Consider the following 24697-nt stretch of genomic DNA (forward strand, 5'->3'; position numbering starts at 1 on the left):
TGTTTTCTAATGATTTGTTTGCTCGATATAAAAGATAGTGTTTTTAGGCTGTATTGATGTCGGGATTCAAAGAATTAGTTTCCATTGCTGATGTTCATGATGTTAGTGAATGAGCCTCCTTTTGTTTTGAAAACGAAGGGAGTTTTTTTTATGGAAAAATGGAGTTTGAAAGATGTCATTTTAATGGCATTATTAGCGTTTCTTTTTGGGGGCGTATTTATGGGGGCAGGATTTTTGTATGTCGCATTAGAAGTGGCATTAACACCTGGAGGGTATCAACCTTTTGCCAATGAAATTTTATTTGGATTATGGACGATGGCTGCTCCGATGATTGGAGTACTATTGAAGAAGAAAGGAAGTTCAACCCTTGGAGAAATGTTAGCTGCTTTAGCAGAAATGTTAATGGGTTCTCATTTTGGAGTTGGAGTTTTAGTTTCTGGTTTTATTCAAGGCTTAGGTACTGAAGTAGGATTTTTTGCAACGGTTTATAAGAGATATGATACTTTCTCTCTTACATTAGGTGCGATTGGTACAGTTGTCTTTAGCTTTATTTATGAGTATTTCAAATTAGGATATGGCGCTTATTCTTTAGGATTTTTAGTTGCATTAATCGTTGTTCGTTTTATTTCTGTTTTTGTTTTCGGAGTAGTATTTGTAAAAATTGTTATGAACTTATTAGAAAAAGTAAAAGCTACAAGAGGAAATTAATCAATGAATGGAATCACTTTAGAAGATGTGAGCGTTTGGCAAGGGAAAACTAACATTCTTCAACATCTCCATTGCAAACTAGAAATGGGTGAATTCATTTTATTAACAGGTGATACGGGGAGTGGGAAGTCAACTCTATTTCAATTTTTATCGGGCATTAAACCGATGAATTTTGAAGGACAGTGTTACTTGTTAGGAAAAGATATTTCTTCTATGACACCTGTAGAAAGAGCAACCATTGCGGGAACTGTATTCCAAAAAGCTTATCGTCAATTTACAATGAAAAATTTACGGAGTGAATTAACGTTTGCTCTTGAAAATTTAGGGTATGATTTTGAAAAAATTCAAGAACGAATTCATCACGTTACGATGGATACAGTAACGCAGCATTTATTAGATCGGCCTTTTGTTCAATTATCTGGAGGGGAGCAACAACGTTCTGCAATTGCAGTTTTATTAGCAATGGATGTTCCAATTTTATTATTAGATGAGCCATTTGCGAGTGTTGACGAGAAAAGTAGACGCTCCTTAATGAAATTATTATTTCAACTGTCTCAAAAAGGCAAATTAGTTATTATTAGTGATCATGATACGAATGGCTACAGCGAATATGTTAGTTGTGTATCACATATTCAGCAAGGTTGCTTGCAGACTCTTCCTATCAGTTCATTATCGAATCACTCTGTTATTTCATTAGAACAAGAAGGAGTTTCTACAGAGAAGTTTTTCACCTTTCAAAATGTTATAAAAGAAGGCTTATGGTCGATTCCAGCGTTTTCTTTAGAAAAAGGAATTACGACTTTAACCGGAGATAATGGTGTCGGAAAATCAACTTTACTAAGAGCAATGGTTCAATTGTCAAAAGTAAAAGGCAATTTTATGTATGAAGGGCAAAAAATAACTAAGAGAAATCGTTCTAAATTGGTAACATTGACCGTTCAAGAAGCAATGCATCAATTTGTCACTTTAATGCCAAGGGATGAATTGAATTTTGGAATGAAGAGATTTGCTCATACTCAAGAATGGCAAGAACGAATACTCACAGAAACAGCATTAGGTTCAAAACTGGATACAAGTTTGATGTATTTAAGTGGCGGAGAACAAAAATTGATTCAGCTAATCTGTATGCTAAGTTTAGAGATTCCATTTTTATTATTGGATGAACCTTTTACCGGATTAGATAAAAAAAGTTGCCAATTGATAGGAGAATGGATGAAGTGGAATCAACAAACACATGATCAACAATTATTAGTCGTTTCTCATCGATTAGCCCCTTTAGAAGGTGTGAGTCAACATCATATTCAAATCAGTGAGCAGACATTACAAAAAGGGGGCATGCAACATGGAAAAACAGTCTAAAAGTTTAGCTTTTTCTCTTTTTCTAATCATAGTGACGATTGAATTATCGTTTGTTCCTTCAAATGTCTTGAATATTTTTGTATTAGTTGTTGGATTCTTGTATCTTCTTTGGAAAAAGCAGTGGGGAGTTATTGGTGCAACAATCATTGTTCCATTATTTCCAGCTATTGGTAGTTATTGGTCGATTCGTGTTCAAGGAATTCATCTAGAGCTTGCTTCAGTGATGTTTACAAGAACATTTGCATTTGCTCTATTAGGATTTTTATTGGCATTTAGTGTGGATTTGGAAGAACTATTATTAGTTCTGGAACAAAAAGGATTGCCTCCTCATTTTGTCTATGGCTTATTAGTCATTATTCATGCTTTTCCTTATATTCGAAGAGAAGTTGTGCAAATGAAGGAAGCGAGTCAATTAAGAGGTCGTCCCTTACATTTTTGGTCAAGCTTATATTATATCAAAGTCATTTTTACAGCTTATCACTTACAAGAGCAATATGAACAAGCGATGATAAGCCATGGATTTGATGAAAAAGGAAAACGAACCCCATCGATTATTTGGAAAAATGATGGTAAAGCTCTGGGATGGATGATTTTATTATTTGTAGTAGGAAATAGTATTGGATGGTTATGGAGGTAGGAAAATGACATTTACAGAAAAAGCCATGGAAGTTTCTAAACGTTATTGGCAAGGAAGTTTTGAACATCCATTTGTAACGGGATTACAAGATGGGACATTGGGTGATTCGATATTTCGTTATTATTTATTACAAGATCGTTATTATTTAGAACATTTTAGTAAATTATATCAAATCATTTCAGATGCATCAGATGATGCAGAAGTGAAAGAATTAATGAGTAGAAATTCGCAACATTTAGCACAAGGGGAACAATTAATTCGAGAAGAATTTTTTAAAGAATTGGGTATTGATGAAGAAGAAATCAAAAATACACCGATTGCTCCAACTGCTTATAATTATGTATCGCATTTGTATCGACAACTAGCAGAAAAAAATGTCGTCGTAGCTTGTGCAGGAATGTTACCTTGTCCGTGGTTATATCAAGCCATTGGGGAACAATTAATTAAACAAGGTTCTCCTCACGAAATGTATCAACGATGGATTATGACTTATGCGGGCGAAGATAGTAAAGAAGCTGTTCAATATGAATATGGAGTTATTGAACGATTATATGAAGAAGCAACAGATGAAACAAAAGAAGAGATGATAGAAGCATTTTATCGTAGTTGCCAATTTGAGTATTTATTTTGGGAAATGGCATATACACACGAAACATGGAAATTAGAAGGTTAGGAAGTTAGGAAAATGAGTAGAAATAAAAAAATTATGTTTTTAGCAATGATGGTAGCGTTAGATGTGGTTTTATCCCCATTAATGCGCATTGAAGGAATGGCACCAATGTCTAGCACGATTAATGTCATTGCAGCTATGTTAATGGGACCAGTATACGGAGTAGCTATGGCATTTTTAACAGCGATACTTCGTATGACATTATTAGCGATTCCACCTTTAGCATTAACAGGTGCAGTATTTGGAGCGTTATTAGCAGGAATTGGAGCTAGAATGACTAAGAACATCTATGGAGCGATGATTGGTGAATTTATTGGAACAGGATTAATTGGTTCTTTATTATCTTATCCTGTAATGGTTTGGTTTACTGGAACAACAACTGGATTATTCTGGTTTGTTTATACACCACGTTTTTGTGGAGGAGCGATTATTGGTTCAACGATTGCTTGGTTAGTTTGGGTAAAATTAAAAAACGTATCAACTATTCAACGTATTCAAAAATTATTTGCGCCAACTAAGGAATGTCCATTATGCAAAAAGTTTTAGAAAATATTTTCCCATTACAACGTCCTCTGATTCATTGTATTACGAATGGAATTACAAAAGAGTTAGTGGCAAATGCATTATTATATGTAGGGGCAAAACCAATTATGGCTGAAGATGAACGAGAAATTGAATCTGTTATTCAAGTATCATCTGCCGTATTACTAAATATTGGACATTTAACAGAACAAAAAGAAGCTTGCATTATAAAAGCAGCAAAACTTGGAAATGCTTATCAAAAGCCTCTTGTCGTAGATGCTGTTGGAATAGTTGGACTATCTAATCGTCTTATTTTAGTACAACGTTTATTAGACATAGGCGTTACCGTTGTGAAGGGAAATATTTCAGAAATGAGACGATTGGCTGGACTAAAGAGTAGTGCCAAAGGAGTCGATAATGCTAAGGAAGACCAAAGTACAATGGAATTAAAAGACTTAGTTCACGCATTAAGAAATTTGGCTAAAATTTATCCTCAAACAGTTTTTCTAGCAACGGGAGAACAAGACTTAGTTGTTACGAATTCAAACAGTTTTTGCCTAAAAAATGGAGTAGATTCTTTAGAATTATTTACAGGTACTGGAGATGTAGTGGGAGCTTTAATTGCGGGCCTTTTAGGAAGTGGAATTGAACCACTAGAAGCTACAATTGGAGCGATTACTTATTTTAATGTATGTGGAGAAAAAGCAAGCAAGGTACTCCAGCAAGGAATGGAAAGTTTTCGAATCGAAACTTGTAATCAACTATCAAAATTGTACCAAGAAAATTGGCAAGAAATGTTAAAAATGGAGGACTGGACAAATGAAGAAGTTAAATAAAACTTTAGCCCTTTATTTAGTAACGGCACGTTATTATTGGAAAGAGGAAGACTTCTTGAAAAAAGTAGAAGAAGCTTGTAGGTCAGGTGTGACTCTTGTGCAATTAAGAGAAAAAGAATGCAGTACAAGAGAATATTATGAATTAGCTCAAAAAGTTAAGACTATCACAGATACGTATCAAATTCCTTTGATCATTGATGATCGAGTGGATATTTGTTTAGCCGTTGATGCTAGTGGTGTTCATATTGGAGCAGATGAATTACCTGTTGAAGTGGTACGAAAACTCATTGGTAAAGACAAAATATTAGGAGTTACAGCTAAAACAGTTGAACGTGCATTAGAAGCAGAACAACATGGAGCAGATTATTTAGGTGTAGGAGCTATTTATCCAACGACGACAAAAGTCATTACTCAACCAACCTCTATTGAGACTCTTAAGGAAATTGCTACAACCGTATCGATTCCTATCGTAGCCATTGGTGGTATTAAAGAAGACAATATGGAACCACTGGAAGGGACAGGTATAGCAGGTGTAGCCATTGTCAGTGAGATAATGAAAGCTAAAGATATCAAACAAAAATGTCACTGTTTAAGAAAAAAAGTAACGGAAATTTTAGGAGGGGAAGCAAATGAGTAATGAAACTATACAAGTAGTGACTATTGCTGGATCTGATTCAGGAGGCGGAGCAGGAGCTCAAGCAGATTTAAAAACATTTCAAGCTCGACAAGTTTTTGGAATGAGTATTTTTGTAGCTTTAACAGCTCAAAATACTTTAGGAGTACAAGCAGTTCATGAAGTACCTAGTGCATTTATTGATGCGCAATTTCAATCATTGGCAAGTGATTTTCATATTCGTGCTGCAAAAACAGGAATGTTATCAGATAGTCGAGTTGTTCGCACTGTAGTAGAAAATTATAAAAAAGTAAATTTTGGACCATTAATTGTGGATCCAGTTATGATTGCTAAAGGCGGACATCCATTATTACAACCAGAAGCAATTGAAACGATTAAAAAAGAATTATTACCAATTGCCACAGTGTGTACACCAAATTTACCAGAAGCAGAAGAATTAATTGGCAAGAAAATCTTAACAGAAAAAGATATGATGCAAGCTGCAGCTATTTTACAAAATCTTGGCGTAAAAAATGTCATTATTAAAGGCGGACATGGAACACTGGATATTGTAAAAGACTTTGTCTTATTAGAAGACGGAACAGCATTTTGGACAGAAGCTAAACGAATTCAAACAGCTTCTACCCATGGAACAGGTGATACATTCTCCGCTTGTATTACAGCTGAATTAGCAAAAGGACAGCCTTTGAAAGAAAGCATTATTACAGCTCGTAAATTTATTCAAGGTGCAATTGCTCAACCAATCTATGTAGGAAATGGACACGGCCCAACAAATCACTGGGCGAAGTTGGATGACAGTGTTCGAGTAATTGAAGCGTAAGAAAAATAGGAATATGACTTTTCGATGTAGGAGAGGATGACAGTGTGTGTTGTCATGAGTTTTACTATTGGAGAGTTGTATTCTTTTTTAGTTGCATCTTAGGGTGGATGGAATTTCTCCTAAATCATATTGAAAGCTAGGTAAACTAATAGTAAAATGAAAGCGAATAAATATGTTTTGTAGGGGGAATGAATATTATGGTACACAATAAAAAATGGTTTTACGGATTTATTCTACTCTTCTTAGGGAATACACTTTTGTTAAGGTCAACAGAGTTTTCTATAATACTGTCAATTATAATGATACTATTAGGCCATTTATTCATTATACTGATTGGAAAAGAACAGTTTGGTCTGAAAAAAATTATTAAAAGTAATATTGTGATTGCATTAGTTTTTACAATATATTATTTTGTTTTCAATCAAATGCAATTAGGTTTGCTCCATAATATTTTTATTGCAATGATAGCGTATATTTCATTTTGGTATTTAAGTAGGGAAAAATAATAACAAGAAAATAAGAAAAATTAATAAACATTCTCTGATAGTGGTGTGATTGTAACATTGTTTAATAGAAATTTTTGTATCGATTATGAAAAACTTGTAGATCTGAAAAAATGTACTGACAATACATCTAACATAAATTATAATGGTGAAAATTACGAGGAGATTATAAGATGACCAATTATATAAAGTTTAATGAAAATAGATGGAATAATGTTAATAATGACTATACCGAGCCATTAACACATGAACAATTAGAAGAACTTAAAAATAAGCCCATTTCTGTTGCATTAACAATTGGGAAAAAAGTTCCGGAAGAATGGTTTAAAAAAGCCAATGGAAAAAAGATATTAGGTTTAGCTTGTGGTGGGGGACAGCAGGGACCAGTTTTTGCGTTAAAAGGTTATGATGTAACCATAATGGATTTCTCTACATCACAATTAGAAAGAGATGAAATTGTTGCTAAAAGAGAAGGATTAACAATCAACACAGTTCAAGGCGATATGACAAAACCATTCCCATTTGAAAATGAAACTTTTGATATTATTTTCAATCCAGTTTCAAATGTATATATCGAAGATCTAGAAAATATGTATAAAGAAGCCTCTCGAGTATTGAAAAAAGGTGGACTTTTAATGGTTGGATTTATGAATCCATGGATTTACATGTATGATGCTGATATTGTATGGGATCGACCTGATGAGGAATTACTTTTAAAGTTTTCAATCCCTTTTAATTCAAAAGAGCTTGAACAAGAAGGCAAAATAACTATAAATCCAGAATATGGATATGAATTTAGCCATACGTTAGAAAGTCAGATTAGAGGACAGCTAAAAAATGGTCTTGCTATGATCGATTTTTATGAATCATGTGATAAAAGAAATAGATTAACCCATTATGGAAATGACTATATTGCTACACTTTGCATGAAGCTATAATATTATGAAAGTTACTTCAGGAGAATAGCCCAAGAGAGTGTACACTCTCGAATTTTTATCTGACTTTTAAGTAATTCTAAAAGTGCAAGTTGGTGTTTTTACATCAACTTGTTCTTTATCCATGAATTATTTCACTTTATATGGGTATATGCAAAATGGTATAATTAACATAGAAAAGTAACTATGAATGTATATTCTACAATCTTATTTTGAAAGTAAATAAGGAAAAAATTTATGGATAATACATTTATAAGATTAAAATCTTTTTTAGAAGATACGAACAATTTTGAAGAACTTTTAGAATCCGATACTCTTATATGGGTCGATAATAGAGAATATGATGAAGATATCATCTCTTATGTGAATGAAAAACTAGAAGATAAGATAGAAATAGTATTAAAAGATAATGGGAAACCTTATGGAGAAGATATTTATTTAAAACATAAAGATAAGTCATTTATGATACCCTATAAGGAAAAAATGGATAGAGATACAAACATTAAATCTATAAATGAGTTTATTCAACCTAAGTATGAAATTCGTTTTTGTCTTGAAAGTCTTGGGAATGATACTTTGGCATTTGTGGTATTAACTAAAGATTTATGGGAACAATTAGAAAATGAATTCGACAAAGAAAAAGTGAACTATTATTTTGAAGAAATAGATTTCAAAAGCAAGATATTTGATATGGATGTGGATACTATTTTTAAAATACGTGGTGAAAGATTAGGAATAGCGTAGAACGATAAATTTTTAAAGGAGTATATATGAATACAACAAAAGAATGGATTGAAAAATATGAAACAGTAAAACATTTATTAGTTGCCCCTATGAACTATGCAGAAGTTTTTGAAAAAAATAAAATTCATGGAAAAAAATTATTTGTTTTAGAAATGGGAGAAATCATATTTCCTACGGGAGAACTTTTGGTAAGAGATCCTTTGGTTTGGCTGAGTAGAGCTGAAAAACCTTACTTAACCAAAGTACCAAGAGGAAAGTATAGCATTGAAACTTTGGTAGCAGAAATCGAAGAAGAATACTATCGTTATGTACTTACAAGAGTAAAATTTAATGAAAATAAGCCTGTGATTTATTACGAAGCTTTAAAAGGTGATGAAAACCTAGAAGGTGTAGATAATGAAAGTATTTTTGGATTTAAGGTTGATGCAGGATTGGCAACTATAGTTGATGTAGAAACAAGAGATAAATATTGTGATTTTGTAGAGAAGTGGTATAAAGAAAATATTGAAAAAAATATTTATAATGATTTTTTTGCAAAGGAATTTAAAGAAAATGCCATGAAAAATCCAAAATTTCAAAGAGAAGATGGAGATTGGATAAACTTTAAAATTCCTAATACAGATTTATCAATTCCCATGATTCAGTCTGGTTTTGGAGATGGACAGTATCCTGTATATTTTGGGTACGATGAAAAGGGAAATCTTTGTGATATTGTTTTAGAGTATATACCGATAAATTAATTTCAAAGGGAGATATATGAACTATTTATTAAATAAAGAAGATTTGATTTTATATGAATCCAAGTATGTTTCGACTTATGAAAACATCCCCCGCAAGAATTTCTTGTCGGGGGATATTTCCATATTATTGAAACTTCTTATACTGTTCTTTCAACGCTTCTTCGAATTTCGAAGTTGGATCTGGGTGGAAGTATTGTGCATGTTTGAGTGTATCTGGTAAATATTGTTGTTTTACCCAGTGATTTGGATAGTTATGTGGGTATTGGTAATTTGTTCCTCGTCCTAGTTTTTGGGCTCCTTGATAGTGTGCATCTTGTAAGTGGGAAGGGATGGTTCCTGATTTCCCTTGTCTTACATCTGAGAGTGCTGCATCAATGGATAGAATTGCTGTGTTCGATTTAGGGGAGAGTGCTAATTCAATCACTGCATTGGCAAGTGGGATTCTTGCTTCGGGTAAGCCGAGTTTTTCTGCAGCTTGTACAGCTAATACGGCTCGACTGGCTCCTGCTGGGTTAGCTAATCCGATATCTTCATAAGCGATGACTAATAATCGTCTAATTAATGTAATAAGTTCGCCTGCTTCTATGAGCCTTGCCATATAGTGAAGTGCTGCATCTACGTCACTTCCTCGAATCGATTTTTGGAAAGCGGAGATGACATCATAATGTTGATCTCCGTTTTTATCATGTGCGAATACTTTTCTTTGTAGACAGTTTCCTGCGATTTCTTCTGTAATAATAATTTTTCCATCTTCATTTTCCGTAGTAGATTTCACGGCTAATTCTAAAGCGTTTAATGAACTTCTAACATCTCCATTTGAAAAATGCGTCAATGTATGCATTGCTCCGTCTTCGATTTCTACATTATATTTACCTAATCCCTTTGTTTCATCTGTTAATGCACGTTTGAGCGCTTGATGAATTTCTTCTGGTGTCAGTGGGATGAGTTCGAAAATTTGTGTTCGACTGCGAATGGCTGGGTTAATGGCAATATATGGATTTTCAGTAGTGGCTCCTATTAAAATGACACGTCCATTTTCTAAGTGTGGAAGAAGAAAATCTTGTTTTGGTTTATCTAAGCGGTGAATTTCATCTAATAATAAAATGACTGTTCCGCTCATCTTTGCTTCTTCAATGACAATTTGTAATTCTTTTTTTGTATCAGTGGCGGCATTTAATGTTCGAAAGGCATACTTTGTCGTTCCTGCGATGGCACTTGCAATACTTGTTTTTCCAATTCCAGGAGGGCCATATAAAATCATCGAAGAGAGTTGTTTGGCGGCAATCATTCGAGAAATAATTTTTCCAGGTGCTACTAAATGTTGTTGTCCAACAACTTCTTCTAAGCAAGTGGGTCTCATTCTGTATGCTAATGGTTGATTTTTCATAATTCTCCTCACTTTCTGTCTATTTTATTTTAGCATAGTTTAAATACTGACGTGAGTCAAAAATATTTACCTTATTTTGAAAAATATACTATACTAGTAAGAGTAGAAAATGATAGATGTAAAATTTTATCCAAAAGAAAGGACGATATCGTTGCATTATTTAGATTATGCTGCCACTACACCGGTTGTAGAGGAAGTAAAAAAGGCAATTTTTGAAGAAATGGCATATTTTGGGAATCCTTCTAGTGTTTACCAAATTGGTCGTACTCAAAAACAAAAGATTCAAGCTGCTAAAAAAGATATATTACAAGAGTTACATGCTGCTACGAATGATTCCATTATTTTTACAGGTTCAGGTTCAGAAGCGAATAATTTAGTGTTTGAATCGATTTGTCAGCATTTTGCAGAAGAAAAAGGAGAAATCATTATTTCAGGAATCGAGCATCCATCCGTTAAAAAATCTGCTGCCTATGCTAAACAATTAGGATTCACGATTATTGCGTTAGTTCCTGATGAGTTAGGTTGTATTTCCGTTAAACAAGTGGAAGAAGCTTTAACGGAGAAGACACGTTTAGTATCGATTATGACAGTTAATAATGAAACTGGAGCGTATCAACCGATTCATGAAATCGGTGAGTTATTAGTGGAACATCCTGCTTATTTCCATACAGATGCAGTTCAGGCATTTGCTCAAGAAGAAATGGATGTAGCGACTACTCATATTGATTACCTATCTGCTTCAGGGCATAAAATTCATGCGCCAAAAGGAATTGGATTTTTATATAAGAAAAAATCTGCACCGATTCATGCACTGATTAAAGGTGGAGGACAAGAACAAGGGTGGAGAGCAGGAACTGAAAATGTTCCATATATTGTTGGTTTTCAAAAAGCTCTTGTACTAGCAATTCAAACTAGAAATGAGAAGAAGAACAGATATATTGAATTGTCAGAGTATTTACAAGAACAATTAACAGCTCGCCATATTCCTTTTGAAATCAATGGGGATACATCAAAAAAGAGCCCTCATATTTGTAATGTATGGATAAAAGGCATTCCTGCCAGTCAAACATTAATCATGTGTGATCTACATCAAGTAGCTGTTTCAGCGGGTTCTGCTTGTTCTGCAGGAAGTTTAGAGCCTAGTCCTGTATTATCACTCATGTATCCTCAGAATAAAAATAGAGTAGTAGAATCTGTTCGTTTATCATTTGGAGGAGAGACAACTAAAGAAGATATTGATGCATTTATTTCCTCAATATCCTCGATTAAACGTCTATAGTATGCTAAACTAGAAGAAAGTGATGAAAGGAAGTGTTCATATGGCATTTACTCAAACAGCAACATTAAAAAACTCAAATCATGTTTATCAAGTATCTCCAACGGTAAAAGGATATACATTAAGAGATAATGGATTTGTCGAAACAAAAGCAGGTAATTTTCAATTAATTCGCAGTTTAGATGACTTAGTAGTCGGACATCGTGGATTAAAATTAAAAGTTTCCGTTGATAAAGCAATGAAATTATTAAAAATTTCAACAACAACAAAAGATGGACTACAAACTGTTCAATTATATGGAAATGAAAAAAATGCATATGCGATTGAAAAATTAGAATTTATTCTTGAAGGTTTAGTAGAACGTGGTGTATTAGAAGAAATATAAAAAACGAGGCAGAGTTTACTCTGTCTCGTTTCTATAGATAGCACGGGAAGGTATTCCGATCACTATTGTTGATCTTCTTCGTGAGGGAGTGGCTTAAACTGCGCCACGAAGCTTAAAGTATCGCCAAAATAAAGATTTTCGCCTGGGATCTCATAGAGCTCCTGCATGCGTTTGCTCAACGAGTAAGGAAGATTCGTAGAATCTTTTTCATACTTCGTTAAAGTATCTTTATTAATTTTTAGGTATTTGGCGGCTTCTAAGAGTGTCAAATTACGATTAACCCGTGCTGCTCGTAAAGATATTATCATACACTTATGCCCCCCTTTTACCAATAACAATTGTAGTGAAAATAAAATTATTTGTCAAATGGGTAAAGGGCTATAATTCCTACCGTTATCGCTTTTAAGAAGATTTTGAGTAAATTTTTTTGAAAAAATTTTTAGAAAGTGATATAAAATTGATACAGCGACCTTCAAATCGTTAAAACAGAGAAAAATTAGAAATGATGGTGATTGAATGAATAAGGAAAATATCCGAGTAATTGTCGGTATGAGTGGTGGAGTTGACTCTTCCGTAACTGCTCTTTTATTAAAACAAGCTGGCTATGATGTTATTGGGATCTTTATGAAGAACTGGGATGATACAGATGAAAATGGTGTATGTACTGCAACAGAAGATTATAAAGATGTAGAAGCTGTTGCAGAACAAATTGGAATTCCATATTATTCTGTAAATTTTGAAAAGGAATATTGGGATCGTGTATTTGAATATTTCTTGAAAGAATATCGTTTAGGTAGAACTCCTAATCCGGATGTCATGTGTAATAAGGAAGTAAAATTCCAAGCTTTCTTAGAATATGCTCTTCAGTTAGGAGCAGACTATGTAGCAATGGGACATTATGCTCGAGTGGAAAAAGACGAGAATGGAGTAGTTCGTTTATTACGTGGAGTGGATAATAATAAAGATCAAACGTATTTCTTAAGTCAATTAAATCAACAACAACTATCAAAAGCCATGTTTCCAATTGGGCATTTAGAGAAAAAAGAAGTGCGTAAAATTGCAGAAGAATTTGACTTAGCAACTGCTAAGAAAAAAGATTCAACAGGTGTATGTTTTATCGGCGAGAGAAACTTCAATGAATTCTTGTCTCATTATTTACCAGCTAAACCTGGTAAAATGGTGACATTAGATGGAGAGGTTAAAGGAGACCATGCTGGTTTAATGTATTATACGATTGGTCAACGTCAAGGATTAGGAATCGGTGGCGGTGGTAAAACGAATGATCCATGGTTTGTTGTAGGAAAAGATTTAAGTACGAATACATTATATGTTGGACAAGGATTCCATCATCCTAATCTTTATTCAGATTCATTATTTGCGACAGATTTGCAATTTAATACAGATGAAGAAAAACCAAATGAATTTGAATGTACTGCCAAATTCAGATATCGTCAACAAGATACAAAAGTTAAAGTTGTATTCCAAGAAGACGATAAGACAAAAGCTATGGTATACTTTGAAGAGCCAGTACGTGCAATTACACCTGGACAAGCAGTTGTATTTTATGATGGAGACATTTGCTTAGGTGGAGGCATTATTGATAAAGCTTATATGGAAGGAAACGAACGTCAGTACGTTTAATCATAGATAGAAAAGAGGGGAAGTCATGAGTGAAGAATACATTGTAGGAGAAGTTTTAGCGACATTTTTTGAAAATCCGCAAAATTTCTACAAAGTATTATTAATAAGAGTGCAGGAAAGTAGTGTACAACTAAACTCAGATGAGATTGTTGTAACAGGAATTATTGGCACGATTCATGATAATTCCCCTTATCGTTTTAATGGAAAAGTTGTTTCGCATCCAAAATACGGGCAACAGTTTTCTGTCTTAAGTTATCAACAACATCAACCTACTGGAAAAAAAGGACTTATAGCTTATTTTTCTAGTGGACGATTTCCTGGCATTGGAGAAAAAACAGCTGAGAAGATTGTGGACTGTTTAGGTGAAAATGCGATTGAGCAAATTATTCAAGATGAAGATTGCTTAAAAAATGTGCCAGGATTATCGACAAAGAAATGTGGGAGTATTCGAAATATCATTATTGAAAATCAGGGAACAGAACGTATTTTATTTGAATTGACGAATATGGGATTTACTCCAGTATTTGCTCAGAAAATTATGATGCTCTATAAAGAGAAAACAATGGATATCATTAAAGAAGATCCTTATGTCTTATTACAGTCCATTGAAGGACTTGGTTTTAGAAGAATTGATGCCATTGCGCAACAATTAGAGATTGCAGCAGATAGTTTATATCGTATGAAAGGTGCCGTTTATGTAGTGGTAAGGGATTTGTCTTATCAAGAAGGGCATACGTATTTAATCGATAAAGAAGTAGTTCTTGCAGCTCAAAAATTATTGGAGCAAACTCGTTCATTTTTAATTGAACCCGATCAAATCGTGAATGCATTAAATGAATTAATTCGTGAAGGAATTATTATTTCTGAAGAAAATCATTTATCATTAGCTTCGTTATATTATGCAGAAATTGGTATTGTGAATGCGATTCAACATCGTTTGGAACTTTCTAAGAAATCTCTCTATTCAAAAGAAGATATTGAAGAAGCCATTCAGCATGTTCAAAAGAAATTTGGCATTATTTATGATGATTCTCAAAAACAAGCACTCATTAAAATTATGCAAGAATCCTTGTTTATTTTAACTGGAGGACCAGGAACAGGGAAAACAACGATTATTAATGGTGTCGTAGAAATGTATCGATATTTAGAAGAGATTGATTTAGATTCTGATGCCATTCAATTAGCAGCTCCAACAGGAAGAGCTGCGAAACGTATGAATGAATTAACAGGAATATCTGCTTCTACGATTCATCGAATGTTAGGAATTTCTGCAGAAGAAAATTCTGAATTAGAACAGGATGATTATGATGAAAGTCGTTCATTATATTGCGAGTTCTTAATTATTGATGAGATGTCGATGGTCGATACTTGGCTAATGAATCGTCTGCTGCGTGCAACTCCAGGGAAAACAAAGATTTTATTTGTAGGGGATAAAAATCAATTGCCATCTGTTGGTCCAGGACAAGTGTTAACAGATTTTCTATTATCGAATAAGATTCCTTCGATTGAATTAACGCAAATTCATCGACAAAAAGATTCTTCAAGTATTGTGACATTAGCGCACTCGATTAAAGACGGGCATTTACCAATGGATTTTACTCAAAACCAACCTGATAGAACCTTTATCCCGTGTCGTTCAACTCAGATTTTAGATGTGATTGAACAAATTGTAGTCAAGGCTATCAAGAAGGGGTATCAGAAGAAAGATATTCAAGTACTGGCTCCAATGTATAAAGGAGAAGCTGGTATTCATGAAATTAATAAAATGATGCAAAATATTTTAAATCCAAAAATTGGAAATTCTGTTCGAGAAATTGAATCATTTGACCGTGTTTTCCGTGTAGGGGATAAAGTATTGCAGTTAGTCAATGTCGCAGAAGAAAATATTTATAATGGGGATATTGGAGAAGTAACTGCGATTATATTTGCCAAAGAAAATGAAGATCAAGTCGATAAAATATATGTCTCTTTTGATCACGTAGAAGTAGAATATAAACGAAATGACTTTATTCAATTGACGCATGCTTATTGTTGTTCAATTCATAAAGCGCAAGGTAGTGAATTCCAAATGGTTATTTTACCAATGGTCGGTCAATATCAGCGAATGTTGCAGAGAAATTTACTATACACGGCAGTAACAAGAAGTAAGAAATTCTTAATTATGTGTGGACAATATGAAGCATTCCAAGAAGCAGCGAATCGTCAAAGTGCAAGACGTCAAACATGCTTAAAAGATTTGTTGCAAGGAAATAGCTTTGAAAGTTTCACTATCGAGGAAGAGCCAGCGATGGAAAGTAATCTCGATAACCACACAGAAGAAAATCCATCCATAAGTCTTACAACAGAAAAAGAAACAACTGATGATGTTTCATCCAATTCTAAGAAAATAATGGAAGTTAGCACAGTAGAAGAAGCAAAGGAAACTTATCAAGTTACTTCTAAAAGTGTCCTTGAAAAAGAGACAAAATCGTATATTCTTACAATGGACTTAATTGAGTCTTTCAGTATTGATCCGATGATTGGAATGGAAGAATTAACACCATATGATTTTATGTCAAAATCATGATGAAATTAGAATTTTATAGTGTTATAACGAACACTTATTTCACGTAATAGCAAATAGATATAGCTCATTTTCTGTTTGTTGTATTGCCTGTGAAATAAGTGTTTTTTTATATTATTTTTTATAAAAAAATGAGAATCAAACTAGTAATTTGTCCTTCTATCGTATACAATATAACCGAGGTGAAAATTTATGGAAAACCAAAAACATTTTTTAGTATCAGCAGATGCTGTTCCACCAGTGTTTTCTAAAGTATTAAAAGCAAAAGAATTATTAGCAACAAACCAAGCTAAGGATGTAACTGAAGCGGTAAAATTAGTAGGTATTTCTCGTAGTGTTTATTATAAATATTATCGAAAAGTTCAAGGATTTTCTTCTGTTACCTATGGTCGAAAAGCTTCTCTAAATATTCACATGAAAAACGAAAGAGGAACTTTATCGAAAACATTAGACTTATTTGCAAGTCATAATATGAATGTATTAACCATTTTCCAAGGTTTAGCTATTCATAGTGTTGCGATTGTGCAATTAATGTTAGATATTTCTGAATCAACAACTGATTTATCCGCTATTTTAAAACAATTAGAAAAAATGGATAATATTATCGGTGTTGAATTACAAAATGTAGAGTAGGTCTAATGATGAAATTACAAACAAATAAAGGAAATCGAGAAGTAAAAGCTATTTTATTTGATAAGGATGGTACTTTAACGAATATAGATAATATGTGGGTTGAACCAACAGAAATGGTCATTCGTAACATTTTAAAGCCGTATATTAAAGAAAACTCAACCGTAACGATTGAACAAATGCTTGAATTATTAGGCATTGTTCAAGGTGAAATTATTCCGAATAGTGTCATTGCTTCAGGAACCGTTGAGGATATGTTAGATAAGATTGGAAAATATTTTCCGATTGATAAAGTTTCTTTATATAATGAAGTACTTGAAGATTTCAGACAATATTTATTAGCGCATCCAGATATGATTATTCCAATTGGAGATGTAGCTTTTTTAATTTCTGAATTAAAAAATAAAGGAATTCAAGTAGGAGTTGTGACAAATGATAGTTATATTCCTACGAAAACCATTTTTGAAATTTTAAATATTTGGCATTTATTTGATTTTGTTGCTACACCTGATAATTATCCACCAAAACCAGTCGCAGATTCTTTAATTGCAGCAAGTGAGGATTTAGGAGTGCCACTAGAAGATATCTTTTACGTTGGAGATTCCTATTTAGATATGGCATATGCCAAAAATTGTGGTGGGGGAATTGGTGTTTTAACGAGCGGTAGCGATGTTCAAAAAATGACAGATGAGTCAATTTTAGTATTAGATTCCGTAGAACAATTACTAGATTATATTAAAGGAGAGTGAATATGTACGAAACAAATCATACAAGTGAACGTTTGAAATTATTATTTAAAATTTTAATTCCTGTCTTAATTTATCAATTAGCAAATTTTTCGGCGCAATTTATTGATACGGTTATGACTGGACAATATCATGAAATGCACCTAGCAGGTGTTTCCATTGCAGGAAGTTTATATAATCCATTTTTTACACTGTTAAATGGAATTGTAGCAGCACTAATTCCAATTGTAGGGCAATTACTTGGAAAGAACGATAAAAATGGTATTCAAAAAATTGTGTTTCAATTTTTGTATATTGGAATATTATTAGCGGTTCTTTTATTTTGTATCGGCTTAATCGGATTGAATCCAGCATTAGATCAAATGCATTTAGAAGCTGAAGTATCCACGATTGCCAGAGACTATTTATTACTCTTATCGATTGGGTTTATTCCATTTTTACTCTTTAGTGTCATTCGATCCTTCATTGATGCCTTAGGATTAACAAGAGTATCGATGTTTCTAATGATTTTACTTGTCCCATTAAATATGTTCTTTAATTACTCATTAATTTATGGAAAATTTGGACTACCTGAACTAGGAGGTCCAGGGGCAGGTCTTGGAACGGCGATGGCATATTGGGTGTTATTAATGGTTGCCATTTTGGTAGTAAAAAAACATCCAAAGTTGAAATCTTATCATATATTAAGTTTTGAAAGACCGCATTTGCCATTATGGAAAGAGCCGTTTGCATTAGGGTTACCAATTGGGTTTAATGTATTTGGTGAAGTTGCTATTTTTGCATTAGTTGGTTTATTAATGGCAAAATTTGGTTCTCATGTCATTGCTTCACACCAAGCTGCGATGAATTTTTCATATTTGGCGTATGCCTTCCCAATGAGTATTTCTAATGCTTTAACCATCATTGTTTCTTATGAAATTGGTCAAAAAAATCAACAATCTGCAAAAGAATATATTCGTTTAGGAATTTCTACTTCCGTATTCATTGCATTACTTACATTAGTGTGGTTATATTTTAACCGTCCAATGATTGCTGGTTTATATGGAAGTTCAGAAAGTTTTATTCAATTGACAATGGTATTTTTATCCTATAGTTTATTATTCCAAATGTTTGATGCCGTTGCAGCACCAATTCAAGGAATATTACGTGGATATAAAGATGCAAAAATGCCATTTATTTTATGCTTATTAGGATTTTGGGTGATTGGTCTTCCGGTAGGGATTATGTTAGATTGGATGACCGATTTAGGCCCTTATGCTTATTGGATTGCATTAATTACAGGATTAATGGCAAACTGTTTCTTATTAATGTTACGATTAAGAAAAGTTCAAATAAAATTTGATAAAAGGGGATTAGTACATGGAAAATAAATCAATAGAAGTAGTCGAAGTTCAGGAAGAAATTGTAGTGAAAAAAACGGAACCGCCTTTAAAACTTTTAAGTAAACAAATGTTTAAACATTTATTAGTGTATACAGCTATTTTTATGGGGATTCTTTCTCTATTTGTTCTTAGTAGTGAACTAATTAAAATGGTGAAAACTGTGAGACCAGACTTTTTACCAATGGTAACAGAGACTTATCTGCAAAATTTATCTGACTTTGGTTATATTGTTGCAGTGATTGTTGGTATTAGTATTTTTTACAAAAAACAACAAATCAATATGAAAGATACGATCTTTTATCGTCAAAAGAAGATGACATTGGAATATTTTGCAGTATTTACGATTATACTGTTTGGCTGCCAATTTATTTTTACTCAAAGCGCTCAATTATTCGAATTTTTCTTAAATCAAATTGGTTTAAGTACTAAAGGTGCAATTGAAGCTGCCACAAGTGGTGATGATTCATTGATGATGGTGATTTATGCAGCGTTGGAGGTCCTTTTGTAGAAGAATTATTAATTCGTGGTGGAGTTGTTTATCGATTAAAACATTATGGAAAAATTTTTAGTATTCTAATTTCTGCAATGGCTTTCGGATTATTCCATATGAATTTAATTCAAGGAGTTTTTGCTTTCTTTGTTGGGATATTGTTTGCGTATATTGCTCTAGAATATAGTTTTTTATGGGCAGTATTTTTCCATATATTAAATAATTTTGGATTTAGTTTATTAGTAGAAAGTGGTTTGCCTGCACTTTTAGGAATAGAATTAGCAGATACTGTAACGAATATTTTATTAATCATTACTAGCTGTGTATCGGTGATTTTCTTATTCCTTTATCGCAAAGAAGTCATTTCATATATCAAAGCAAACAGAACTCCAAAAGGAACGTATTCTGTTGTGTTTACAACAATGTTTGTATGGATATATATTATCATTTGCTTATTAGTTGGGTTATTAGGGTTACAACGATTATAAGATGGGAGAGATTCGATGAATACAATTTATTTAGAAGATACGGTATATACAACTTTACAAAATCATCCTGAGGTAAAAGATTTACTCATTGAGTTAGGATTTACGCCTTTATCTCAGCCACAGATGGTTCAAACAGTTGGAAGAATTACAAGTTTAAAAAAAGGTTCTAAAATTGCTAAAATCCCACTGGACACAATTATTCGTCAATTAGAATTGAATGGATATATTGTAAAAGAAAGCAGGGAGAGCAATGAGTAATGATGCCATGACACCATTAGAACGTCAAGAAAAATTAAAAGAATTAATGCTCCGATTGCATCAAGGGGAAAAAGAAGAAATTATCCAAGAAGAATTTAACAAACATTTTGATTCCGTTTCTCCCTATGAAATTCAAGTAATGGAACGAAACTTAATGCAAGAAGGAATTACTTATGAAGAAATTATGCGTCTTTGTAAGATTCACGCTTCATTAATGAGTGCTAAAGTAGATGCTGGAGAAGGGATGCCTGATTTTGAAAAAGAAGGACATCCAGTAATGGTTCTAAAAAAGGAAAATTTAGCCCTCAGAGGAGCCATTGACCGAATTGAACGATTGTTGCTGGTTTATTTATCTTCAAAAGATGAAGATCTATTAAAAGGATTAAAACGTCAAATCGGCTTACTCGATCAGTTTGAAAATCATTATTTAAGAAAAGAATATGCTCTATTTCCAATAATGGAATCTAAAGGAATTACGGCTCCACCAAAAGTAATGTGGGGAGTCCACGATGAAATAAGAGAAATTTATAAAAATTTCAAACAAGCTTTTGATGAACAAGCAGATGATGTCATGGAACAATTTCTAGTAGCTAAAGAAGAACTGCTAGAAATGATTTTTAAAGAGGAAAATATTTTAATTCCTATGATTGCACAAGCTTTCCACGTAGATGATTGGGAAAAGATGGCGCAAGATACTCCACAATATGGCTATTGCATTGTCACTCCTGAAGCAGAATGGAAAGTAGAAAAGAAACCTTCCACTATTCAATCTAAAGATGAAATTCAAGAATCAGGAGATATCCCATTATCAACTGGCTCCTTATCCTTAGAGCAATTAGACTTATTATTAAACCTACTTCCAATGGAACTGTCATTTGTCGATAAGGATAACATTGTTAAATATTACAACGAAGGCAACAGTGAAGAGAAAATCTTCAAGCGCACAAAGAGTGCGATTGGTCGTGATGTTATTAATTGTCATCCACCAAAAATCCATGCCATCGTAACACAATTATTTGAACAATTACGATCTGGGCAGAAAGAAAAAGAAGAAATGTGGTTTAAAAAAGAAGATAAAATGATTCACGTAACGTATCATGCCGTACGAAATGCTCAAGGAGAGTATATGGGCGTATTAGAATATGTCCAAAATATTGCACCATACGTGAAGAATTTTGAAAGTCAACCTCTGAAACGAGAGTTATCGTAAGCTGAGAAGCTTAAAATGAGTTTTAAATTATCAGTAACTTCTAACAATGAAGTTGTAAATAATAAATACGGGCTCTCCGAGTGATTCGGAGAGTTTTTTATTATTAAAAGATTATTTTTATGATAGTATAAACATTAAATTTTGGTTATAAATTATCTTTGTTAAAAATTGATAAAACAATAAAAATATTTTTTAAATTAAAAAAAGATGAAAAAAACAAAATGTATGTTAATATATAATTATAGGAAGAAGCATAAATGGAAATAACAAAATAAAATATTTTGAAAAAGGAGAACTTATGAAAAAATATATTACAATAAATTTATATCGGTGGTTTGGAACAATAATTCTTACTATCTTAATTGCATTAGGAACAATCTTTAGTAGTTATGGAAGAACTCTGATACTCGATAATTTTTTAGCAAATAATCATAATTATTTTTTATATGGTATTGTATTAATTCTAGTAATGGCAATTACTGAAATACTAAAGTCTTGTCTATCGATTAATAATGCAAAGTTGATTAAAGATTGGATTGTTTCAATTGGCAGTGGCGTTAGTGAAAATATTGAAAAAATGGGATACGATAACTATCATAAGCTAAAACATGGAGAGTACATATCTTGGTACACAACTGACTTAGAGCGTATTTCAACAACTTATTTTGAACCTTTTTTAAATCTGTTTAGTAATGTAGTATTATCAACTATATCTCTAATTATATTATTTTCAATTAATTGGAAGATAGGATCTGTCTCACTTTTATTACTAATAATTTTAATGATAGTAGGAACTCGGTTTGGAAAAAAAATAGGTATGGCATATCAGAAGTTTTCTCAATTAAGTGGTATATATACTAATACATTACAGGAATACACTTCTGCTTATGATGTTTTAAAAAATTTTAATGCACTTTCTATATTAAAAGAAAAAATCAAACAAGCTCAAACAGATGTTGAGAATCAGAGAGTTGTAGCTAAGAAATATACTTCTTTTGCTACCTTAACATTTTATGGTTCACAAAGAATATTTGAAGGTATTATGTTTATGTTTGTTCTTTATTTAGTATTACAAAAGGAAATCAGTATTGGAATGTTATTATCAGTTCCAGCAATACTAGCATTATTTTTAAATTCTACTGGTATGTTCCTAGAAATAGTCGTATCAATGCAAGGTATGAATGATGTTATTGAGAAGTTAGAAACTAAAATGATAGCAGAAACAATAGAATATGACAATTTATCCTTAATAGAAGGGAACAATATAACATATTCTATTGACGAGAAAAAGATTTTTGATAATTTATCTTTTAAATTTGAAAAAGGTAAAAAATACGCAATTTTAGGTCCTAGTGGAAGTGGAAAGTCTACTTTGCTCAATATTATTTTAGGTAGAATAAATAATTTTGATGGAGAATTAAAAGTAAATGGCATTGTGAAAGAAAAGAATAAGGATGTTCTTTTTTCAAAAGAGATTGCATATGTGAGTCAAGAAGGTGCAATTTTTAATATGTCAATTAGAGAAAATATTCTACTTGGTATGAAGAAAACTGATGAAGAAATTTTTGATATTTTGAAAAAGGTTAAACTGTATGATTTAGTAAATAACTTACCTGAAAAATTAGATACGATTATTTCTTTAGACGGAAATAATTTATCAGGAGGGGAAAAACAACGTCTTACATTAGCTCGAGCATTAATACGTAATACACCATGTATTATTTTAGATGAAGCAACTTCAGCTATTGATACTAAAACGGCGGTTGCTATAGAAGAGCAAATTGTAGAAGATTCTGAGAAAACGGTCATTATTATTTCACATCATTTAGATGATAAGATAAGCTCAAAATTAGATAAAATTTATTTTTTATAAAATCTAGGGATTCGCGCCAAATTTTTTGGCGCGTTTTTCTTTGGATTACGTCCCATTTAAAAGATTCATTAACCTAAAATCATGTCTTGTTATTTGATAGATTTCAATTCTATCTTTATAAGTTAATGTCATTAAAAAACATGTCCAATAGGGTGCAGTACAGATTCAGAAGTTTTTTTTATTGTAAATAAAGCCTTTACATTAATTGAAAGGAAGAATATAATTAAAGAAACATTAGAAATTTGGAAGTTTATTTGTGATTACATGAGCATCAAATATTTTATAGGGGATAAATTTTTTGTGATTGTAACGGAAGAATTAATAATTATTTAAATAGGTGGGTAAATGAGGAGGGGTAGAATGCTAAATATTAGTATATCTCAATTTTCATATGGGAAAAAAGAAGTATTAAATGATATTCATATTCAAATTGACAAGCCTAGAATTATTGGATTAGTAGCGCCAAATGGAACAGGTAAATCTACACTAATAGAGATTATCGCCGGTAATTTAAATCATAAAGTTGTAAGTGTTTTGTTGGATGATAAAAATTATAAGAATCATTATTTGGAAATGAAACGAAAAATCGTGAGAATGTGTAATCAAGATGATTTGTATTCTGACTTGACAGGCTTACAACATTTACAATTTTATGCTGAAATGTGGAATATTAAACCATCATTTGTTGCTGAAGTTGTCTCAAAATTACAAATGACTGAATATATCTCCAATAAAGTTTCTAGTTACTCGTTAGGAATGAAACAGAGACTTTGTTTTGCGTTAGTAGTTGTAACAAATTGTGAAGTTATGTTATTAGATGAAGTGATGAATGGATTGGATCCAGATAACGTGCAATTAATATCTAATGTACTTCAGAGTTTAAAAAATGAAGGTAAAATAATTATCATTGCGTCTCATTTGTTAAATAATCTAAATAGTATTGCTGATGAGGTGTATTTCTTAAAAGATAAGAGGATTGCATTAAAATATAATCTTGAAGATCAGTGTAATCAATCAATTGAAATACAATTTTCATCAGAGGATAGATATAAAGAGTTTATTGAACAATTTTTGAATATGAATATATTATCTAATCCCTCAGAATTGAGCATCAGTATTAAAGATTTGAATGAACTAGATTCCATATTTTTGTGGATTCAATCAAATTTGAAGGACATATATAGTCTGACTTATGGTATAAAAGGTTGCGAAATCATTTATCAAGAACTGTTTCATTCAGATGATGAAGGGAGAGAGTAA

Annotated in this window: 26 protein-coding genes; 24 read left to right on the top strand and 2 right to left on the bottom strand. The window is 32.4% G+C overall.

All coding sequences use genetic code 11. From position 1 onward, the window contains the following. Positions 1 to 150: 150 nt before the first annotated feature. The 11 genes from RWM24_RS01785 (at position 151) to RWM24_RS01835 (ending at position 9108) form a co-directional block, all read left to right on the top strand. Positions 151 to 708: an ECF transporter S component gene (locus tag RWM24_RS01785; RefSeq protein ID WP_314110974.1), complete on the top strand. Its 558-nt coding sequence runs from the start codon at positions 151 to 153 to the stop codon at positions 706 to 708. 3 nt (positions 709 to 711) lie between these two features. Beyond that, a complete protein-coding gene (locus RWM24_RS01790; protein WP_314110976.1) occupies positions 712 to 2067 on the top strand; it encodes an ABC transporter ATP-binding protein in 1356 nt (451 codons plus the stop codon). Then, on the top strand, positions 2051 to 2704 hold the full coding sequence (locus RWM24_RS01795) for an energy-coupling factor transporter transmembrane component T (protein WP_314110978.1): 654 nt from the start codon (positions 2051 to 2053) through the stop codon (positions 2702 to 2704). Before RWM24_RS01790 ends, RWM24_RS01795 begins: the two co-directional genes overlap by 17 nt. A 4-nt stretch (positions 2705 to 2708) precedes the next feature. After that, entirely contained in the window at positions 2709 to 3377 is a 669-nt protein-coding gene (gene tenA, locus RWM24_RS01800) for a thiaminase II (RefSeq protein ID WP_314110980.1), read from the top strand. 12 nt (positions 3378 to 3389) lie between these two features. Then, positions 3390 to 3920 carry an energy coupling factor transporter S component ThiW gene (gene thiW, locus RWM24_RS01805; RefSeq protein ID WP_006702744.1) on the top strand — a complete coding sequence of 177 codons (531 nt, stop codon included), beginning with the start codon at positions 3390 to 3392 and terminating at the stop codon, positions 3918 to 3920. Beyond that, positions 3905 to 4732, top strand: coding sequence for a hydroxyethylthiazole kinase (locus tag RWM24_RS01810; protein WP_314110983.1), 828 nt, complete (start codon positions 3905 to 3907; stop codon positions 4730 to 4732). Before thiW ends, RWM24_RS01810 begins: the two co-directional genes overlap by 16 nt. Continuing rightward, the gene (thiE, locus tag RWM24_RS01815) at positions 4716 to 5369 is read left to right on the top strand and encodes a thiamine phosphate synthase (protein WP_314110985.1); all 654 of its coding nucleotides are present in this window, start codon (positions 4716 to 4718) and stop codon (positions 5367 to 5369) included. The genes RWM24_RS01810 and thiE overlap by 17 nt, the downstream gene beginning before the upstream one ends. Then, the gene (gene thiD, locus RWM24_RS01820) at positions 5362 to 6186 is read left to right on the top strand and encodes a bifunctional hydroxymethylpyrimidine kinase/phosphomethylpyrimidine kinase (RefSeq protein ID WP_314110987.1); all 825 of its coding nucleotides are present in this window, start codon (positions 5362 to 5364) and stop codon (positions 6184 to 6186) included. Before thiE ends, thiD begins: the two co-directional genes overlap by 8 nt. Positions 6187 to 6862: 676 nt before the next feature. Continuing rightward, positions 6863 to 7627: a class I SAM-dependent methyltransferase gene (locus RWM24_RS01825; protein WP_314110989.1), complete on the top strand. Its 765-nt coding sequence runs from the start codon at positions 6863 to 6865 to the stop codon at positions 7625 to 7627. Between the two features lie 234 nt (positions 7628 to 7861). Continuing rightward, on the top strand, positions 7862 to 8368 hold the full coding sequence (locus RWM24_RS01830) for a hypothetical protein (RefSeq protein ID WP_314110991.1): 507 nt from the start codon (positions 7862 to 7864) through the stop codon (positions 8366 to 8368). A 26-nt stretch (positions 8369 to 8394) separates the two neighbouring features. Beyond that, positions 8395 to 9108, top strand: a complete 714-nt coding sequence (locus tag RWM24_RS01835; RefSeq protein ID WP_314110992.1) for a DUF4241 domain-containing protein — start codon at positions 8395 to 8397, stop codon at positions 9106 to 9108. 124 nt (positions 9109 to 9232) lie between these two features. On the opposite strand, the gene RWM24_RS01840 is transcribed toward RWM24_RS01835, so the two are convergent. Continuing rightward, positions 9233 to 10495: a replication-associated recombination protein A gene (locus tag RWM24_RS01840; RefSeq protein WP_314110994.1), complete on the bottom strand. Its 1263-nt coding sequence runs from the start codon at positions 10493 to 10495 to the stop codon at positions 9233 to 9235. Between the two features lie 109 nt (positions 10496 to 10604). Between RWM24_RS01840 and RWM24_RS01845 the strand changes: the two genes are divergently transcribed. Further along, positions 10605 to 11774, top strand: a complete 1170-nt coding sequence (locus RWM24_RS01845) for a cysteine desulfurase family protein (protein ID WP_314110996.1) — start codon at positions 10605 to 10607, stop codon at positions 11772 to 11774. Between the two features lie 40 nt (positions 11775 to 11814). Continuing rightward, on the top strand, positions 11815 to 12156 hold the full coding sequence (locus RWM24_RS01850; protein ID WP_314110998.1) for a cysteine desulfurase: 342 nt from the start codon (positions 11815 to 11817) through the stop codon (positions 12154 to 12156). A 62-nt stretch (positions 12157 to 12218) separates the two neighbouring features. Here RWM24_RS01850 and RWM24_RS01855 read toward each other — a convergent pair whose 3' ends face one another. After that, positions 12219 to 12464: a helix-turn-helix transcriptional regulator gene (locus RWM24_RS01855; RefSeq protein WP_314111000.1), complete on the bottom strand. Its 246-nt coding sequence runs from the start codon at positions 12462 to 12464 to the stop codon at positions 12219 to 12221. Between the two features lie 208 nt (positions 12465 to 12672). Here RWM24_RS01855 and mnmA point away from each other — a divergent pair, with 208 nt between their 5' ends. From mnmA to RWM24_RS01910, 11 genes are all read left to right on the top strand, one after another. Beyond that, entirely contained in the window at positions 12673 to 13797 is a 1125-nt protein-coding gene (gene mnmA / locus RWM24_RS01860; protein ID WP_314111001.1) for a tRNA 2-thiouridine(34) synthase MnmA, read from the top strand. A 25-nt stretch (positions 13798 to 13822) separates the two neighbouring features. Then, complete coding sequence (locus tag RWM24_RS01865; protein WP_314111003.1) at positions 13823 to 16363, top strand: ATP-dependent RecD-like DNA helicase; 2541 nt, start codon at positions 13823 to 13825, stop codon at positions 16361 to 16363. A gap of 189 nt (positions 16364 to 16552) precedes the next feature. Further along, positions 16553 to 16993 (top strand): ACT domain-containing protein, encoded by a 441-nt coding sequence (locus tag RWM24_RS01870; RefSeq protein ID WP_314111005.1) that lies wholly within the window; start codon positions 16553 to 16555, stop codon positions 16991 to 16993. A gap of 8 nt (positions 16994 to 17001) precedes the next feature. Then, the gene (locus tag RWM24_RS01875; protein ID WP_314111007.1) at positions 17002 to 17739 is read left to right on the top strand and encodes an HAD family hydrolase; all 738 of its coding nucleotides are present in this window, start codon (positions 17002 to 17004) and stop codon (positions 17737 to 17739) included. 2 nt (positions 17740 to 17741) lie between these two features. Continuing rightward, positions 17742 to 19106 carry an MATE family efflux transporter gene (locus RWM24_RS01880; protein WP_314111008.1) on the top strand — a complete coding sequence of 455 codons (1365 nt, stop codon included), beginning with the start codon at positions 17742 to 17744 and terminating at the stop codon, positions 19104 to 19106. Then, positions 19096 to 19626, top strand: coding sequence for a hypothetical protein (locus RWM24_RS01885; RefSeq protein ID WP_314111010.1), 531 nt, complete (start codon positions 19096 to 19098; stop codon positions 19624 to 19626). Before RWM24_RS01880 ends, RWM24_RS01885 begins: the two co-directional genes overlap by 11 nt. Positions 19627 to 19637: 11 nt before the next feature. After that, entirely contained in the window at positions 19638 to 20096 is a 459-nt protein-coding gene (locus tag RWM24_RS01890) for a type II CAAX prenyl endopeptidase Rce1 family protein (protein WP_314111197.1), read from the top strand. 15 nt (positions 20097 to 20111) lie between these two features. Then, positions 20112 to 20354, top strand: coding sequence for a DUF1858 domain-containing protein (locus RWM24_RS01895; RefSeq protein ID WP_314111012.1), 243 nt, complete (start codon positions 20112 to 20114; stop codon positions 20352 to 20354). Further along, on the top strand, positions 20347 to 21564 hold the full coding sequence (locus RWM24_RS01900; protein ID WP_314111014.1) for a DUF438 domain-containing protein: 1218 nt from the start codon (positions 20347 to 20349) through the stop codon (positions 21562 to 21564). The genes RWM24_RS01895 and RWM24_RS01900 overlap by 8 nt, the downstream gene beginning before the upstream one ends. A 298-nt stretch (positions 21565 to 21862) precedes the next feature. Next, a complete protein-coding gene (locus tag RWM24_RS01905; protein WP_314111016.1) occupies positions 21863 to 23437 on the top strand; it encodes an ABC transporter ATP-binding protein in 1575 nt (524 codons plus the stop codon). Positions 23438 to 23797: 360 nt separating this feature from the next. After that, entirely contained in the window at positions 23798 to 24697 is a 900-nt protein-coding gene (locus tag RWM24_RS01910) for an ABC transporter ATP-binding protein (protein ID WP_314111018.1), read from the top strand.

The sequence above is a fragment of the uncultured Granulicatella sp. genome, from assembly GCF_963516875.1.
Lineage (GTDB): Bacteria > Bacillota > Bacilli > Lactobacillales > Aerococcaceae > Granulicatella.

Coding starts and splice junctions, on each gene's coding strand:
- RWM24_RS01785 (WP_314110974.1), top strand. CDS start 151: ATGGAAAAATGGAGTTTGAAAGATGTCATTTTAATGGCATTATTAGCG.
- RWM24_RS01790 (WP_314110976.1), top strand. CDS start 712: ATGAATGGAATCACTTTAGAAGATGTGAGCGTTTGGCAAGGGAAAACT.
- RWM24_RS01795 (WP_314110978.1), top strand. CDS start 2,051: ATGGAAAAACAGTCTAAAAGTTTAGCTTTTTCTCTTTTTCTAATCATA.
- tenA (WP_314110980.1), top strand. CDS start 2,709: ATGACATTTACAGAAAAAGCCATGGAAGTTTCTAAACGTTATTGGCAA.
- thiW (WP_006702744.1), top strand. CDS start 3,390: ATGAGTAGAAATAAAAAAATTATGTTTTTAGCAATGATGGTAGCGTTA.
- RWM24_RS01810 (WP_314110983.1), top strand. CDS start 3,905: ATGCAAAAAGTTTTAGAAAATATTTTCCCATTACAACGTCCTCTGATT.
- thiE (WP_314110985.1), top strand. CDS start 4,716: ATGAAGAAGTTAAATAAAACTTTAGCCCTTTATTTAGTAACGGCACGT.
- thiD (WP_314110987.1), top strand. CDS start 5,362: ATGAGTAATGAAACTATACAAGTAGTGACTATTGCTGGATCTGATTCA.
- RWM24_RS01825 (WP_314110989.1), top strand. CDS start 6,863: ATGACCAATTATATAAAGTTTAATGAAAATAGATGGAATAATGTTAAT.
- RWM24_RS01830 (WP_314110991.1), top strand. CDS start 7,862: ATGGATAATACATTTATAAGATTAAAATCTTTTTTAGAAGATACGAAC.
- RWM24_RS01835 (WP_314110992.1), top strand. CDS start 8,395: ATGAATACAACAAAAGAATGGATTGAAAAATATGAAACAGTAAAACAT.
- RWM24_RS01840 (WP_314110994.1), bottom strand. CDS start 10,495: ATGAAAAATCAACCATTAGCATACAGAATGAGACCCACTTGCTTAGAA.
- RWM24_RS01845 (WP_314110996.1), top strand. CDS start 10,605: ATGATAGATGTAAAATTTTATCCAAAAGAAAGGACGATATCGTTGCAT.
- RWM24_RS01850 (WP_314110998.1), top strand. CDS start 11,815: ATGGCATTTACTCAAACAGCAACATTAAAAAACTCAAATCATGTTTAT.
- RWM24_RS01855 (WP_314111000.1), bottom strand. CDS start 12,464: ATGATAATATCTTTACGAGCAGCACGGGTTAATCGTAATTTGACACTC.
- mnmA (WP_314111001.1), top strand. CDS start 12,673: ATGAATAAGGAAAATATCCGAGTAATTGTCGGTATGAGTGGTGGAGTT.
- RWM24_RS01865 (WP_314111003.1), top strand. CDS start 13,823: ATGAGTGAAGAATACATTGTAGGAGAAGTTTTAGCGACATTTTTTGAA.
- RWM24_RS01870 (WP_314111005.1), top strand. CDS start 16,553: ATGGAAAACCAAAAACATTTTTTAGTATCAGCAGATGCTGTTCCACCA.
- RWM24_RS01875 (WP_314111007.1), top strand. CDS start 17,002: ATGAAATTACAAACAAATAAAGGAAATCGAGAAGTAAAAGCTATTTTA.
- RWM24_RS01880 (WP_314111008.1), top strand. CDS start 17,742: ATGTACGAAACAAATCATACAAGTGAACGTTTGAAATTATTATTTAAA.
- RWM24_RS01885 (WP_314111010.1), top strand. CDS start 19,096: ATGGAAAATAAATCAATAGAAGTAGTCGAAGTTCAGGAAGAAATTGTA.
- RWM24_RS01895 (WP_314111012.1), top strand. CDS start 20,112: ATGAATACAATTTATTTAGAAGATACGGTATATACAACTTTACAAAAT.
- RWM24_RS01900 (WP_314111014.1), top strand. CDS start 20,347: ATGAGTAATGATGCCATGACACCATTAGAACGTCAAGAAAAATTAAAA.
- RWM24_RS01905 (WP_314111016.1), top strand. CDS start 21,863: ATGAAAAAATATATTACAATAAATTTATATCGGTGGTTTGGAACAATA.
- RWM24_RS01910 (WP_314111018.1), top strand. CDS start 23,798: ATGCTAAATATTAGTATATCTCAATTTTCATATGGGAAAAAAGAAGTA.